Annotated in this window: 11 protein-coding genes; 6 read left to right on the plus strand and 5 right to left on the minus strand. The window is 36.8% G+C overall.

All coding sequences use genetic code 11. The features are described 5' to 3' along the window. Positions 1-8 precede the first annotated feature (8 nt). Positions 9-1,400, plus strand: a complete 1,392-nt coding sequence (locus FYC62_RS15205) for an IS4 family transposase (protein WP_149075550.1) — start codon at positions 9-11, stop codon at positions 1,398-1,400. A 1,219-nt stretch (positions 1,401-2,619) separates the two neighbouring features. Here FYC62_RS15205 and FYC62_RS15210 read toward each other — a convergent pair. After that, positions 2,620-3,087, minus strand: a complete 468-nt coding sequence (locus FYC62_RS15210) for a hypothetical protein (protein WP_149075551.1) — start codon at positions 3,085-3,087, stop codon at positions 2,620-2,622. Positions 3,088-3,100: 13 nt separating this feature from the next. Further along, positions 3,101-4,411, minus strand: a complete 1,311-nt coding sequence (locus FYC62_RS15215) for a voltage-gated chloride channel family protein (protein WP_240534757.1) — start codon at positions 4,409-4,411, stop codon at positions 3,101-3,103. A 218-nt stretch (positions 4,412-4,629) separates the two neighbouring features. Between FYC62_RS15215 and FYC62_RS15220 the strand changes: the two genes are divergently transcribed. Further along, positions 4,630-5,694, plus strand: a complete 1,065-nt coding sequence (locus FYC62_RS15220) for a branched-chain amino acid aminotransferase (protein ID WP_149075552.1) — start codon at positions 4,630-4,632, stop codon at positions 5,692-5,694. A gap of 596 nt (positions 5,695-6,290) precedes the next feature. Here the strand turns inward: FYC62_RS15220 and FYC62_RS15225 are convergent. Genes FYC62_RS15225 through FYC62_RS15235 form a run of 3 tightly spaced genes read right to left on the minus strand, consistent with a single transcriptional unit; the run spans position 6,291 to position 9,392 of the window. Continuing rightward, positions 6,291-7,595, minus strand: a complete 1,305-nt coding sequence (locus FYC62_RS15225; protein ID WP_149075553.1) for a serine hydrolase domain-containing protein — start codon at positions 7,593-7,595, stop codon at positions 6,291-6,293. Between the two features lies 1 nt (position 7,596). Next, the gene (locus FYC62_RS15230; RefSeq protein WP_149075554.1) at positions 7,597-9,015 is read right to left on the minus strand and encodes a hypothetical protein; all 1,419 of its coding nucleotides are present in this window, start codon (positions 9,013-9,015) and stop codon (positions 7,597-7,599) included. Continuing rightward, positions 9,003-9,392, minus strand: a complete 390-nt coding sequence (locus tag FYC62_RS15235; RefSeq protein WP_149075555.1) for a hypothetical protein — start codon at positions 9,390-9,392, stop codon at positions 9,003-9,005. Before FYC62_RS15235 ends, FYC62_RS15230 begins: the two co-directional genes overlap by 13 nt. Positions 9,393-9,533: 141 nt before the next feature. Here FYC62_RS15235 and FYC62_RS15240 point away from each other — a divergent pair, with 141 nt between their 5' ends. The 4 genes from FYC62_RS15240 (at position 9,534) to FYC62_RS15255 (ending at position 14,394) form a co-directional block, all read left to right on the plus strand. Continuing rightward, positions 9,534-11,069, plus strand: coding sequence for a MiaB/RimO family radical SAM methylthiotransferase (locus FYC62_RS15240; protein ID WP_149075556.1), 1,536 nt, complete (start codon positions 9,534-9,536; stop codon positions 11,067-11,069). 125 nt (positions 11,070-11,194) lie between these two features. After that, on the plus strand, positions 11,195-12,424 hold the full coding sequence (locus FYC62_RS15245) for a sigma-54-dependent transcriptional regulator (protein WP_149075557.1): 1,230 nt from the start codon (positions 11,195-11,197) through the stop codon (positions 12,422-12,424). Positions 12,425-12,428: 4 nt separating this feature from the next. Beyond that, the gene (locus tag FYC62_RS15250) at positions 12,429-12,941 is read left to right on the plus strand and encodes an LptE family protein (protein ID WP_039454430.1); all 513 of its coding nucleotides are present in this window, start codon (positions 12,429-12,431) and stop codon (positions 12,939-12,941) included. Positions 12,942-12,978: 37 nt separating this feature from the next. Then, on the plus strand, positions 12,979-14,394 hold the full coding sequence (locus FYC62_RS15255; RefSeq protein ID WP_149075558.1) for a hypothetical protein: 1,416 nt from the start codon (positions 12,979-12,981) through the stop codon (positions 14,392-14,394). The last annotated feature ends 3 nt before the right edge of the window (positions 14,395-14,397 follow it).

The raw sequence follows: 14,397 nt of genomic DNA on the forward strand, positions 1-14,397 counted from the left end.
TTTGGATAATGGAAAGATCAACCTATTCGGGATATTTTGGTGATAAGCGCTTAGAACACCGGGGTTACATGCTTCGTCAGCGTTTGTTCAGTAGTTGTACCCAGAGTATTCAGGCCCTATCACTTAATAGAGCAGAACAAAAAGCATATTACCGTTTTCTACATAATTCCCGTACAGCTGAATCAAAATTAATAGCAGAACTGATGAAGCGTTGTTCTATACAGAGCAAAGGAAGAGTGGTTTTGTCTATCCAAGATACCACAGAAGTAAACCTAAGTAGGCATAAAGGGCGCTTACAAGCATGTAGCGGTCTAGGAGGGATCGATGACAGTAAGGGAATCGGCTTTAAGCTTCATCCTTCATTAGTAGTAGATGCAGAAACTTGTTTTCCATTAGGTTTTTCCTCTATCAGGATGTGGGGGCGTGAGCAGGATAAGGGAAATAAAACCGAGCGCAGATACATGAATTTACCGATAGAAGAGAAAGAATCCTATAAATGGATAGAAGCCAGTAAGCAGAGTCAGGAAACACTTCATCAGGCAAAAGCTGTTGTTATCGTTCAGGATCGTGAAGGTGATATTTTTGAACAGTTTCTTCGGATACCTGATGAAAACACCCACTTACTTATTCGTTCCTGTTTCAACCGCCAAACCAATGATGAGGAAGGGAAACTCTGGGATCAGCTTTCTGCTTCAGAAAAACTGGGTGAATATCAGATTAAAGTGGATAGCGACAGTCATGGAGGTACTCCAGCCCGGCAAGCAAGCCTGGAGGTTAGAAGTATAAAAACAAATATCCGTCCCCCAAAAGAAGGTAAAGGTAAATGTGTTCAAGTCTATGCTGTTGAAGCTATGGAGGCATCTACAGAGAATTATCAGGGAATACACTGGCGCTTACTAACCACCTGGCCAGTAGAAGATTTTGACCAAGCCCGTTTAATTATTGAATGGTATAGCTGGCGCTGGGTGATAGAAGAGCTTTTTCGCATGCTCAAAAAAGAAGGTTTCAATATAGAAGGAAGTGAACTTGAAACAGGGTGGTCCATCAGAAAACTTACAGTGATGCTACTGGATACCATTATGAAACTGATGCAGATGCATATAGCATATAGTGAACCCGAAGAAGCCAATATACCAGATACAGATTTAGTGTTCTCAGAAGATGAACAGGAATGTCTGTTGGCACTGAACAAGGCTAATGAAGGAAAAACACAGGCTTTGAAAAATCCTTTTCAAGCAGGAAAACTCAACCACGCAGTATGGATTATATCCAGAATAGGTGGCTGGAAAGGATATAGGTCTCAAAGAAAACCAGGTATGACTACTATGTTCAAAGGATTAAACAAATTCTATAATATTTATGATGGTTGGATACTCCAAAAAGATGTGGGTACACGGTAGCCTCGAGAAGGGGATACTTTGCATTTCGGTTAGGATTTATCTTTTAATATCAGATTTCTCTTTATAATCCACTTGATAGGTATGCCGCCAGTATCTCCCTCTGGAGGGAGAATTAAAGAGGGAGGACGTTTTTGAGTAAAAAGTGTTTCTTCTTGCGCTCGTTTGCAACGAGTGTTTAACATGGCTTTTCGATTGTATCGATTATTATTAAATCCCTAAACCATATGAGGCCGGAAAGCCTTGAGCGAAAATGCTATTTCCAAAAGCTTCACTTAGCTCAGTAATCTTTAATGATAATAATTATCCGCCTCAAGAGCCGGCGGGGCCCATTACTTTTTAGAGGAAAAAAGTAATCAAAATCCTTGAACAATCCCGCTGGAGCCTTTGCCGCACAAAGCTCTCCCACACTCAAAAACAGTGAGCGCTTATTTTTGCTAGCAAGCGGTTTATGAACGTTAGTGTAAGCTCGAACACAAAACCGCATTCGCTATAGGCTTAGTAGTGCAAGATTTTTTAATTTCTGCTACTGTTTTTTTCGTTTTTCTGGCTCTGGGGGATTGCTCATGCGCTTCGGGATAGGCTGTTTTTTTATCAAAGTTTGTTCCTGTCTAGCAGTAGAAAAATACAGAGTATAAAGTATGAAGAACCTAAAAAGCGGATATTTAGTATCTGCCTTTTAAGTATAAAGATGCCTAAAAGCGATATTTAGAGACTTCCAATAATATTAAACAAAACTTTCCTAAGAACGAGGGATGGCCTATGAAGATTTGGAAGTGTAGTCAAATAAATCTTTTATAAAAACTCTCATAAAGCAGTATCAGGAAACAATCCAACGGGTGTTGTAAATACTTTCATCAAGCAATAGCATTCACACCACTCAGGATTGTGGATAAAGATTTATTTAGACGCAACGACAAATATTCATCAGCCTTGCCTGCCTGCCGGTAGGCAGGATTTATTCATTTTTTGTTTATGGTTTTTCTTAGGTATTCATGAACTCGTTCCTCGTTTTTTGGGGACTTTTTTTTCAAGAAAAAAGTGCCTAGGGTTGGCCGCCTATGAGGCCGAAAAGCCTTGAGCGTAATAGCCAATAAAAGAAAAAAGCCGCTACCTAGCTAGAGCGTAAAAGCCCATTTACACAAACACTAGTTAAGTTAAGGATGCCCTTCACAAACACCCCAAACTTAAACTCTTTTAAAAGCAATGAAAAGTAAATAAACTATTTACACTCACTCTCTTCAAAAACAAAACCTTTATCAAAACTGATGGCAGCATGATCTTTAAAATAGGTTTTTCCTAAATAAGATTCTATCTCGCCATAACCTTGATATAATTTTCCGTCTTTTTTCAAGAAAGCTAATGGATTTTTAGAAACCGTACCTTCTGCCTTAAAAGTATAATCAACAAAAAGTGTATCGCCTTTAAACTCTCCTTTTATTTCTCCCTGACTATCATCTTTCTCAAAGAAATTAAAAGCCAACTCGCCTGTTATTTTACCATCAAGGTTGTTTATTTTAAGACTGGCCGAGTCTTTTCCTACAAGCGCTGTGAAACATTGCGAGGCTAAAGCATCTTCGCTTTCTGCTACTACGGCAGAATCTGTTTGCGTTGTTTGAGGTTGATTTTGATTACAAGCCATCCATACAGAGGCCGAAATAAATAAAGCTGCAAATACTGATTTTTTCATGGTTTTGATAATTTTAATTAAATGTACTTAAATTTTTTCCGCTTTGTCTTATCCAGAAGGGATGTTTTGCGCTTCCTATTTTTTGTGAGCCATAAATACCGTTATGACCAGAAAACAAGTAAGCCACCACACAACTGATAGCTATATAAACGGCAGAAGATGCTCCAAAAAGCTCAATCCCCATTAAAATACAAGCTAAAGGGGTATTGGCAGCAGCAGTAAATACGGCTACAAATCCCATTCCGCTTAATAAATCTATAGGTAAAGGTAATATGCCTGATAAGGCACTTCCTAAAGTAGCTCCAATAAAAAACAAGGGTGTAACTTCCCCACCTTTAAAACCTGCGCCTAAGGTTATAGCTGTTAACAAAATCTTGATGATGAAGCCATAATAAGGCTGCTGTATATGAAAGGCATTTTCTATCGTATCTAAACCTAAACCAATGTATTGTGTATCGCCCCAAATTAATAAAAAGCAAATTACCATACAGGCACCTATTACAGGTTGGGCGTACATATTGGGTATATATTGTTTAAAACAGCTACTTATATAATGAGTGGTATTGGCAAATAATCTTCCGGTTAAGCCGAATAAAATACCGGCTAATACAGCTATCAAAATATTTAGTACATTTAAATCTGGGATATTCTGAATGATGTAATGACTATGCCCAGGGTCCCACAGATTACAAACCCAATAGGCAATAACAGCAGCAAGAAGGCAAGGTAAAATAGCTTCGTAAATAATTGTACCAATCAAGAATACTTCTAGGGCGAATAATGTTGCTGCCAGTGGTGTACCAAATAAAGAGGCAAAACCGGCACTTACACCACACATCAATAAAATTCTGCGGTCTCTTTTTTTAAGTTTTAGCCAGCTATTGGTTTCATCTGCCAAGGCTGCACCCATTTGTACGGCAGAGCCTTCTCTGCCTGCCGAACCTCCGAATAAATGCGTTGCCACTGTGCCGATAAAAATAAGAGGCGCCATCCAGAAAGAGATTTTCTTTTTGGGTTGATGTATTTCCTCGATGATGAGGTTATTTCCTCTCGATGCTTCCTTATTTAGCTTCTCATATAAAAAGATGATGAGCATCCCCGCTAAGGGTAAAAAAGCAATTATCCATACATGTTGTTCCCGAAAGTTAGTGGCCCAATTTAAAGCCATCAAAAACCAGGCTGATGCTGTTCCGCTTAAAGCGCCAACAATACTACAAATGAACAACCATTTCAATAAAAACCTAAAGCCAAGGAAATTATCCAAAAAAGTAAGTTGCTTTAACTTTTCTATCTGATTAAGCTTGGGTTTGGTATCGTTCATCATTAAAATGAAAGTTTATTTTAAGCTTCTGACCTTTTAAATTTCAAAAAGCAATAAAACTTACCTGTTACTGCTCAAAAATAAAACAAATTCGTTCAAAACCTAATGTACGCTTAAGGCCTAACATCAGTATTAACAAATTTAAATTTTATGACGTTTAAGAAATTCTTAATCAAACAAATATTGTAATTTTGCGAGCTATATATTTAGAAAGGAAGATTATGTTGGAAACACTCGATATTAAGATAACTAAGGTTAAAGCGTCTAGATTGCCACAGGTTGATTTTGATAATTTACCTTTTGGTAGGGTATTTACAGACCATATGTTGGTTGCTGATTATGTAGATGGGCAGTGGCAAAATTTTGAGATTGTACCTTACGGTGATATAAGTGTGAGTCCGGCTATTTCTTCTTTACATTACGGACAGTCTTTTTTTGAAGGCTTAAAAGCCTATAAACATGCTGATGGAAAGGTTTCTGTTTTCCGTCCGGATAAAAATGCAGTACGTTTCAATAAATCTGCAGAGCGTATGTGTATGCCTACTTTACCAGAAGAGGTTTTTGTAAAAAGCATTGCAGCTTTGGTAGATGTAGAAAGAGATTGGATTCCTACTAGAGAAGGATATTCTTTATACATCAGACCTTATATGTTTGCTACCGATAGGTTTTTAGGTGTAACGCCATCAGAAACGTATAAGTTTATGATATTAACCTGCCCTGTTGGTGCATATTTTTCTAAAAACTTAAATGTTAAAGTAGAAACCGAGTTTTCTAGAGCTTGCGAAGGTGGTTACGGCTATGCTAAAGCAGCCGGAAATTACGGCGGCTCTATGTATCCGGCTAAAAAAGCTTTGGAGCAAGGTTATGACCAATTGATTTGGACAGACGCCAAAAACCACGAGTTTATTGAAGAAATGGGTGCAGCAAACATCGCTTTTGTGATTAACAATAAAGTGGTAACGCCTTCAACCCGCGACTCTATTTTAAATGGTGTTACCAGAGATAGCGTTTTAACTTTAGCTAAAGATTTTGGTTATGAGGTAGAAGAAAGAAGAGTTTCTGTTACTGAGGTTTTAGAAGCTATCCAAAACGGAACTTGTAGCGATGCTTTTGGTGCTGGTACTGCCGCTACCATTGCACAAATAGCTAGCATTACCCATGAAGGTAAGGTTTACGAATTGCCAAACCCATCAGCAAGTGTTTTTGCAAATAAGATGAGAAGCACTTTAGATGATCTTAAATGCGGTAGAATTGAAGATGCCAGAGGCTGGAATTATATAGTTTAAGCTCTGATTATTATAAAACGAATAAAGAAAGAAGCTGTCTCAAAAATAGTATCTGTCACATTGAGCGGAGTCGAAATGTTCTCTGATATGCTTAGAAAAGGCTTCGACTCCGCTCAGCCTGACACAAAATGGTAATTTGAGACAGCCTCTTTTTGGTTTTTATGGATGGGTTTAAAAACCTTAATGATACACTAAGCTACCTGCTTCGGAGCTATTTCGGGCTTTGTTCAGAACCTAAGGAACATTTCTCGAAGAAGTCTCGAAGCTGTCTCGAAGAAGGTCCCTACCTATTTTAGTGAAATTTAGTCTCGTAAAATCACCAGCTTCTTTGTGTTTTAGAAACACCTATTAAAATTTTCATATCCCAATGTGGGTGTTTTAATGGCTTTAAAAGCTTTTTATCTATATGGGCTTTGTAACTGTACTCTGGAAACTTAAAATATAACTGGTTTTTTAAAAACACAATAAATCAGCAATTACAAGAATTTAAGGTGAAATGAAAGAAATTTGAGGTGGTTTTTTGGGGAGAGGATACACGAAGTAACTCATGTATTCCTTATCAATAAATTGTAGTCAATCCAACATCCTTTTTACCCTCAATCTTTCTCCTTCAAACCTCTATCTAACGCATCATTTACCAAAGTTTCAAACTTGTTATAAAATTCTCTTTTATGGATGGCAGGGTAAACCTGAGTCATTAAAACGGCTATAGCATTTCTTTGGGGGTCTATCCAAAACATCGTATTAAAAGCTCCGCTCCAGCTTAATTTACCCACTTTAGCGCCGTTTGCCAAGCCTTGTTCGGTAGCAATCTCGAAACCTAAACCAAACTTATTTTTACCTACTTGTAAATCTCCAATATGGTTTTGGGACATCAGCTCTATGGTTTCTGCTTTTAAAATTCTTTTACCTCCATAAGTGCCTTTATTTAAAATCATTTGTAAAAACAAGGCATAATCTTCTACGGTAGAGCATAAGCCAGAACCTCCCGAAAGGTAAGTTTTAGCACCTCTAATAGGGTAATTGATGTTGAATTTACCACTGATAGGGTAAGTTTTTATTAATCTGCCTTCTGGCGTTTCGCTGTACATAGCTGCTAAACGGTAAGTGCTTTCCGGAGGCAAGAAAAAGTAAGTACTATTCATCCCTATCGGGCTAAAAATATATTCTTTCAAGAAGAAATCTAGCTTTTTACCAGAGGCAACTTCTATCACATATCCTAAAACATCGGTACTTAAACCATAATAAAACTTAGCATCCGGCTGTACGCCTAAAGGCAAAGTACCTAGCTTTTTCATGCTTTGTTCTATCGTGATATTTTTTACCGTGGCTAAATCTGGGATATCATGTTTATCATATATTTTTTTTAGGGTAGAATCTGCAAAGCCATAACCAATACCCGATGTATGGGTAAGCAAATGCTTAATGGTAATTTCTTTATTTGCAGGTACGGTGGTATAAGTGGTATCGGTAGCGTTAAAACTGGCTAAAACTTGTGGGTTTTTAAACTCGGGGATGTATTTAGAAACAGGGTCATCTAATTTCAATTTTCCTTGTTCAACCAAAATCATGGTGGCTACAGAAATAATTGGCTTACTCATAGAAGCGATTCTGAAAATATCTGTTGGGCGCATTAAGGATTTAGTTTCGCGGTCTTTAAATCCAAAGCCTTTATCATAAATAACCTCACCATTTTTTGCCACCAAAGCGGTTGCACCGGCCGTCCAGTTATTGATAAGGGCCGAGCCTATTAGGCTATCAATCCTCTCAAGATTCGTTCCCTCAATCTGTAATTTTTTAAGATTTTGGCTAGCTACCAGTTTATCTGTAATCTGTTCTGAGCAGGCACTTGTTAACCATAATGCTGCTATAAAACTGAAGTATTTAATGCTCTTAAACATATTAATCTTGTTTATCTCTTCTTCTTTGTTGTCTTTCTGCTTTTCTTTTTTCTCTACGTATTTTAGCTTCTTTTAGTTTAGAAGCCTTTTCTGTAATTTTTTCTTCTTGCTCTTTACTAATGCCTACACTCTCTTTTAGGCCCATAAAGATAACTTTCCACATCAAATTAAAGAAAGAGCCATCGGCTGGTCTGCTATAAGTTGGGTAAGAAACCCTCAAGGCTTCATTCTTAGACGGATTACTTTGTTTCAACAATAAAGCATTGGCTACCAAAGAAATTAAACCCATTTTTTTAAGGTTATTATCCTCATCTTTTTTCATGAGGGTAACGCTTAAATCATGATAATTAATTTTAACAAAACCACTAGCACTACGGATATTTCCTTTTGCAGAAAAATCTAAACTGTTAATCGTTCCAGACCTAATCATCACCATAGCCAAAGGCCTAGTAATGGGGTTTATAGTTTCAATAGGCATTTTTCCTAAAGAACCTTTATAGCTAAAAGCGCCTAATTTATCTGTCAAATCAAACTTAATATGGATGTTTAAATCGCCACGCCCCAATAATTTAGTTTGTAAATGGGCATCTGCAAAATGGTTTTTGGCAAGAAAGGCCTCGGTATTGGTTACATTAAGTAAATAACCTCTTAGTTGATGGAAAGTAATGGTTCCTTTAGCACCAGTTTTAGGGTTATACTCGGCATAAGCAATTTTAGTATTGTTTAGCTCTACACTATCTGTATGGATAGACCAATTTACCCTTTGCAAAGCTAAATGAGGGAAGTTTTTACCCTTATCAATACCTTTTGGTGCTTTCCCACGGTTTAAGAAAACAGAAACATCGCCGTTTTTAAGCAGTACCTTTTGTGCCGATACTAATCTTTCATCAATAAGCGAAGGGTAATTGATGTTTTTAAGACTGATGGTATCAAAGCTAATTTTATAACGTTCATGCTGTTTCACAAATAAATTAGAAAAATCCATTTCGCTGTAGCGTGGAATTAACCTGAATTGAGTAACTAAAAACTCCTTTTTCAAGGTAGAAAACTGCATTTTAGCTAGCCTGATATAGTATAAAGAGTCGGCCGTTGAGTAGCTGTAATCTTTCAGTTCTGCAATAATATCTTTGCTTGTAAAAATTCTGGTACTATCGTATTGTGCGGCAGAATCAATCAAAATATCATTCAATCTAATATTGAGATTATCCAGATTGGTGATATCTGGCTTATTTAAAGACAAAGATTTATCAATGTATTTAAACTTTATATTATTCAAGAAAATAGACCCTACCCTTGCCGATTTTAACAAGTGTTTTATCTTTTGGTAAGTGGTTCTATTATCCTCAAGCCTCTTTTTAGGATATTTTAAACGAGTATAGATGATGTTTAATTCGGGCCGGGTGATGGTTATGGCATCCATATCCAATTTTCTATCAAAATATATTTTAGATGGATGGACATTTTTAAGCCTAAATTACTGATTTTAAGCTCAAAAAGGTTCTCCGGAGCTTTTTTCTGGGCAATAAGTTTATTGTAAACACTCGTATCTGGGTAGATATGAATACTGTCTAAATAAGCGCTTCCGGTTAATACATTGATACGGATATCACTAAACTTTACCTTGTATAAGCTATCAGAAACATCGGTAACGGCTTTCTGTAAAGCATCAGTAAGTAAAGGTTTCCATTGTTTATTTAGGTAATAAGCACCTACACCTAATAAAAGTATCACTACTAAAAATACGCCTAGCAGCCACTTTAAAATCAGAAATTTTTGAGGTTTTGGGCCTGTATCCATGTTGCATAAATATAAACATTATAAAGGTACCCAATTATACAGCCAGAAATATTGTTTACGAAAGGGTTAAATAAATTTAAAGGCTGACAAACTGTCATTTTACTAAAAAAATCTTAATTTTGTAATCCTAAAAATGTTTAGATGTTAGAATTGAATATACCTTCTAAAGAGCATGATGAAGCCAGGCAGGGTGAAGCTCTTGTAATAGAGGCAACAAAAAATAACAACGGCCGCAAATTATATATAGAAAGTTACGGTTGTGCCATGAACTTTTCTGATAGCGAAATAGTAGCTTCTATTCTTGCTGATGATGGTTTTGTAACCACAGCAGATTTTACAGAAGCAGATATTGTATTTATCAATACCTGCTCTATACGTGAAAATGCTGAAGTAAGAGTAAGAAACAGACTGAAACAGTTTAGCGCTTCTAAAGCTAAAAATCCAGGGATGATTGTGGGCGTTTTAGGCTGTATGGCAGAGCGCTTAAAAGCAAAATTCTTAGAAGAAGAAAAACTGGTTGATGTGGTGGTTGGCCCAGATGCTTACCGCGATTTACCTAATCTCATTAATAAAGTTGATGATGGTAACAAAGCCGTAAACGTATTATTAAGTAGAGAAGAAACCTATGCAGATATCAATCCGGTGAGGTTAAACTCCAACGGAATTTCTGCTTTTATCTCTATCATGAGAGGTTGCGATAATATGTGTTCTTTCTGTGTGGTGCCTTTTACCAGAGGTAGAGAGCGCAGCAGAGACGCACATTCTGTAGTAAAAGAAGCACAAGATTTATATGCTGCCGGCTACCGCGAGGTTACTTTATTAGGACAAAATGTTGATTCTTATAAGTGGAAGAAGCCTCACCCTCAATCCCTCTCCGAAGGAGAGGTAAGCGCAGGAGATAGCTTAGAAGCCTTAGATAATAAAGTTATAATACAAGAAGAGCCACTAGATAGGAGCTCCCTCTCCTTTGGAGAGGGCGGGGGTGAGGTCGTAAACTTTGCACAATTGCTAGAAATGGTAGCTTTGGTAAGTCCGGATTTAAGAGTGAGATTCTCTACATCGCATCCAAAAGATATTACCGATGAGGTTTTACACACCATAGCTAAATACGATAATATTTGTAATTATATTCACCTTCCAGTACAATCTGGTAATTCTAGGGTGTTAGAAATAATGAACCGTACTTACGACCGCCAGTGGTATATGGAAAGGGTAGAAGCTATCAGACGCATTATTCCGGAGTGTTCAATTTCTACAGATATCATTACAGGTTTTTGCTCAGAAACAGAAGAAGAGCATCAAGATACTTTAAGCATGATGGATTTTGTGAAGTATGAGTTTGCTTATATGTTCTCTTATTCTGAAAGACCAGGTACGCCAGCGGCTAAGAAATTTAAAGATGATATTCCAGAAGAGGTTAAGCAAAGAAGACTAGAAGAGGTTATCGCTAAACAACAAATAAACAGTCATTACAGGGCGCAAAGAAGAATAGGTAAGGTAGAGAAAGTTTTGATTGAGGGTTTCTCTAAAAAATCTAAAAATGACTATTGCGGTCGTAGCGATCAAAACTTCATGGTTATTTTCCCTGTTGGGGATGCTTATAAACCAGGAGATTATGTGAACGTTTTAGTAGAAAAAACAACAACAGCAACATTAATTGGTAAAGTGGTTGAATAGATTTTAGATGCGAGATTTGAGACGCCGGACAAGAACTCATATCTCAATCTTCATACTCAAATCTTAAGATAAGGTAGCAAGCATATACTCAGTACTTTCTACTTTGTACTTTTTACTTAAAAAAAATGGATATACAAGAAATTAAACAACGGTTTGGTATTATAGGAGCTTCGCCCCTGTTGCACCGAGCTATTGATATAGCCAGACAAGTTGCGCCTACAGATATTACGGTATTAATTACTGGCGAAAGCGGTTCTGGTAAAGAAGTTTTTTCGCATATTATACATCAACTAAGCGCTCGTAAACACGGACCTTTTATTGCCGTAAACTGTGGCGCTATACCAGAAGGAACCATAGATTCTGAACTTTTTGGTCACGAAAAAGGCTCTTTTACAGGTGCCCATGAAGCCAGAAAAGGCTATTTTGAAGTGGTTAACGGTGGTACTATATTTTTAGATGAAGTTGGCGAGTTACCTTTAGGCACACAAGCTAGGTTGTTGCGTGTGTTAGAGTCTGGCGAGTATATCCGCGTGGGTTCTTCCAAAGTGCAAAAAACCGATGTTAGGGTTGTTGCAGCTACCAACGTAGAAATGTATGAAGCTGTAAAGGCGGGTAAGTTTAGGGAAGATTTATACTACCGTTTAAATACCGTACCACTTAAAATACCTCCTTTAAGAGATAGAAGAGAAGATATTCATTTATTATTTAGAAAATTTGTCGCCGATTTTTCTGATAAATACCGCTCGCCAAATGTTACTTTAGATGAAGGTGCGGTACAAGTTTTAACCAATTTCAACTGGCCAGGAAACGTAAGGCAGCTTAAAAACATTGCCGAACAAATAGCGGTTTTAGAGAAAAACCGACATATTACCGCTCAAACCTTGCTTTCTTATATTCCGCAAGACCAGCAATCTTCTTTACCTATGCGTTTAGATAATGGTAAAAAAGAAGATTTCTCTGAGCGTGATATCCTCTACAAAGTTCTTTTTGATATGAAAAAGGATATGGTAGAGCTTAAAAAATTAGTGGCCGATATTATTCAGAGTGGCGATAACGTTTCTAGTTATGCCGCTTCACATCCGCAAATATTAAATTCTTTATATCAGGATTTAGATGTACAGCATGTAGAGCCACAATTAACCATACAACAACCTGTCGTAAACCGTCAGGATGATTTTCATATCACTCAAGATGCAGAGGAAATAGAAGAATCTTTATCTTTGATAGACAAAGAAGCTGATATGATTAAGAAAGCGCTAAAAAAGCATAAAGGTAAACGTAAATCGGCAGCAGAAGAGTTAGGAATATCAGAACGTACTTTGTACAGAAAAATTAAAGAATTAAATCTCAATTAAAGACATGAGAAAAAGAGCTTATATCTTATTATGCGCCATGCTGATGCTGTTAAATGCTTGCGGTATTTATTCCTTTACAGGAGGGTCTATATCTGCCGGGATGAAAACCGTATCTGTAGCTTTATTTGAGAATAATGCTCCCTTGGTGGTTCCAATTCTTAGTCAGAGTTTTACCGAGGCTTTAAAAGACCGTATCAGAACGCAAACATCCTTAAGTTTTTTAAGAACCAATGGCGATGCAGATTTTCAAGGTCGTATTACAGATTACAATATACAACCCGTTGCTATACAGGGCGACCAGCAGGTATCAGCTGGTTTAAATAGATTAACCATTACCGTACAGGTAAAATATACCAACACCATAGAGCCAGATAAAAGTTTCGAACAATCTTTTACCCGTTTTAGAGATTTTTCTACGCAAGGAAGTGCATTTGCCAGTCAAGAGCAGGCTTTAATAAAAGATATTAATGCACAACTAACAGAAGATATTTACAATAGGGCTTTTGCCAATTGGTAAGGTTTTTTAAATTCACAGGTTATAATAGAAAGAAATTTTGGAGCAATTAGAATATAAGCATATTAAAGAATTAAAATTTTCTGATTATCTGTTTGATTTAAATCAGCTTGATGAAGGTAAGCTTGCAGATTTAGAAATCTTAATCAATAAATATCCTTATTGCCAAACCTTATACCTACTTGCGGCTAAGACTGCACAAAATACTCCTAATTTTACTCAAAAGTTAGCTCAGGCAGCGGCTATGCTGCCAGATAGAACTGTATTATATCATGTTATTCATCATCCTGATAAGCTCAACAAAGACTATACTGTTGCTGCAAGCCAGGAAAAAGAAATACAGCCAGAAGCATTGGTCTCTATCATAGAAGAAGATGTAACGCTTCCTCATGCTCTTGTAGACGTTCCTTCTGAAACTGAAAGTGAAACAGCGCTAGAAGCAGATAGCTTTAATCATGATGATGAAGTGTATGAAGAGATTGCGGATGTAGTGGTTGAGCATATTTCACCTGCTGATGAAGAAGTAAAAGATGAACATGATTTGAATTTTGATACTTCAACACCATCAGAATTTATTATTGAAGAAGAAACAGAAGAAGTTGTTGAAAGTGCGCAAGAAGAAGCACCTAATGCTATAGCGGAAGATGTTATAGAAAGTAAGGAAGAAACAGCAACAACTGAGGAAGTGAATTTAGAACCTGTATTTGTAGAAATAGAAACACCAGATCAAAATACATTACCTTTTGAAAGTATCATAAGGACAGGGGAAGTAACAGTAACTACAGAACAAGTTCCGGAAAATGATATAACAGAAGAAGAACAGCCTATTGTAGAAACTGTAGCAGCACAAGAGCCTTATATAGAGAACATAGCGCAGGAAATAGAAGAGCCAGAACATAGCACTAAAAGCGAGCAAATAAAGGCTCTACAAATCTCTCAGCAAAAGAATTATATTTCTAAATATGATGATGAGCGTTTGCCTTATACCTTTTTATGGTGGTTAGCTAAAACCCGTAAAGAGTATGAGAATATACAGCCATACGCTAGTTTTAAACTAGATACTAGCAAAGAAATAGCTGTAAAAGAGGATGTATTAAGTCATCAAATAGCAGAGAATATTTTCCACTTACGTACTGTTGATGATCTTACTCATCAGCAAACTCAAACTGTTCCGTTTGATTTTAGAAGAAAAGAATATCAGATTATTGAGCGTTTCATTAAAGAGGAGCCTCAGATAAAGCCACCTCCGGCAAATAAGATAGATACCGAGAATAAAGCAAAAAGAAGTTCAGAAGATAGTCATGAATTAGTTTCAGAAACTTTAGCTAAAGTTTATGTAGAACAAATGCTATATCATAAGGCATTAGAGGTTTACAAGAAATTAAGTTTGAAATATCCGGAAAAAAGCACTTACTTTGCGAGCCAAATTAAATACTTAGAATTAAAAGTTAATTAAGAT

This window comes from Pedobacter aquae (genome assembly GCF_008195825.1).
In the GTDB taxonomy this organism is placed as follows: Bacteria; Bacteroidota; Bacteroidia; order Sphingobacteriales; family Sphingobacteriaceae; genus Pseudopedobacter; species Pseudopedobacter aquae.

Excerpts from the sequence above, each read along its gene's own strand:
- FYC62_RS15205 (WP_149075550.1), top strand. The coding sequence starts at position 9 with ATGGAAAGATCAACCTATTCGGGATATTTTGGTGATAAGCGCTTAGAA.
- FYC62_RS15210 (WP_149075551.1), bottom strand. The coding sequence starts at position 3,087 with ATGAAAAAATCAGTATTTGCAGCTTTATTTATTTCGGCCTCTGTATGG.
- FYC62_RS15215 (WP_240534757.1), bottom strand. The coding sequence starts at position 4,411 with ATGATGAACGATACCAAACCCAAGCTTAATCAGATAGAAAAGTTAAAG.
- FYC62_RS15220 (WP_149075552.1), top strand. The coding sequence starts at position 4,630 with ATGTTGGAAACACTCGATATTAAGATAACTAAGGTTAAAGCGTCTAGA.
- FYC62_RS15225 (WP_149075553.1), bottom strand. The coding sequence starts at position 7,595 with ATGTTTAAGAGCATTAAATACTTCAGTTTTATAGCAGCATTATGGTTA.
- FYC62_RS15230 (WP_149075554.1), bottom strand. The coding sequence starts at position 9,015 with ATGGATGCCATAACCATCACCCGGCCCGAATTAAACATCATCTATACT.
- FYC62_RS15235 (WP_149075555.1), bottom strand. The coding sequence starts at position 9,392 with ATGGATACAGGCCCAAAACCTCAAAAATTTCTGATTTTAAAGTGGCTG.
- FYC62_RS15240 (WP_149075556.1), top strand. The coding sequence starts at position 9,534 with ATGTTAGAATTGAATATACCTTCTAAAGAGCATGATGAAGCCAGGCAG.
- FYC62_RS15245 (WP_149075557.1), top strand. The coding sequence starts at position 11,195 with ATGGATATACAAGAAATTAAACAACGGTTTGGTATTATAGGAGCTTCG.
- FYC62_RS15250 (WP_039454430.1), top strand. The coding sequence starts at position 12,429 with ATGAGAAAAAGAGCTTATATCTTATTATGCGCCATGCTGATGCTGTTA.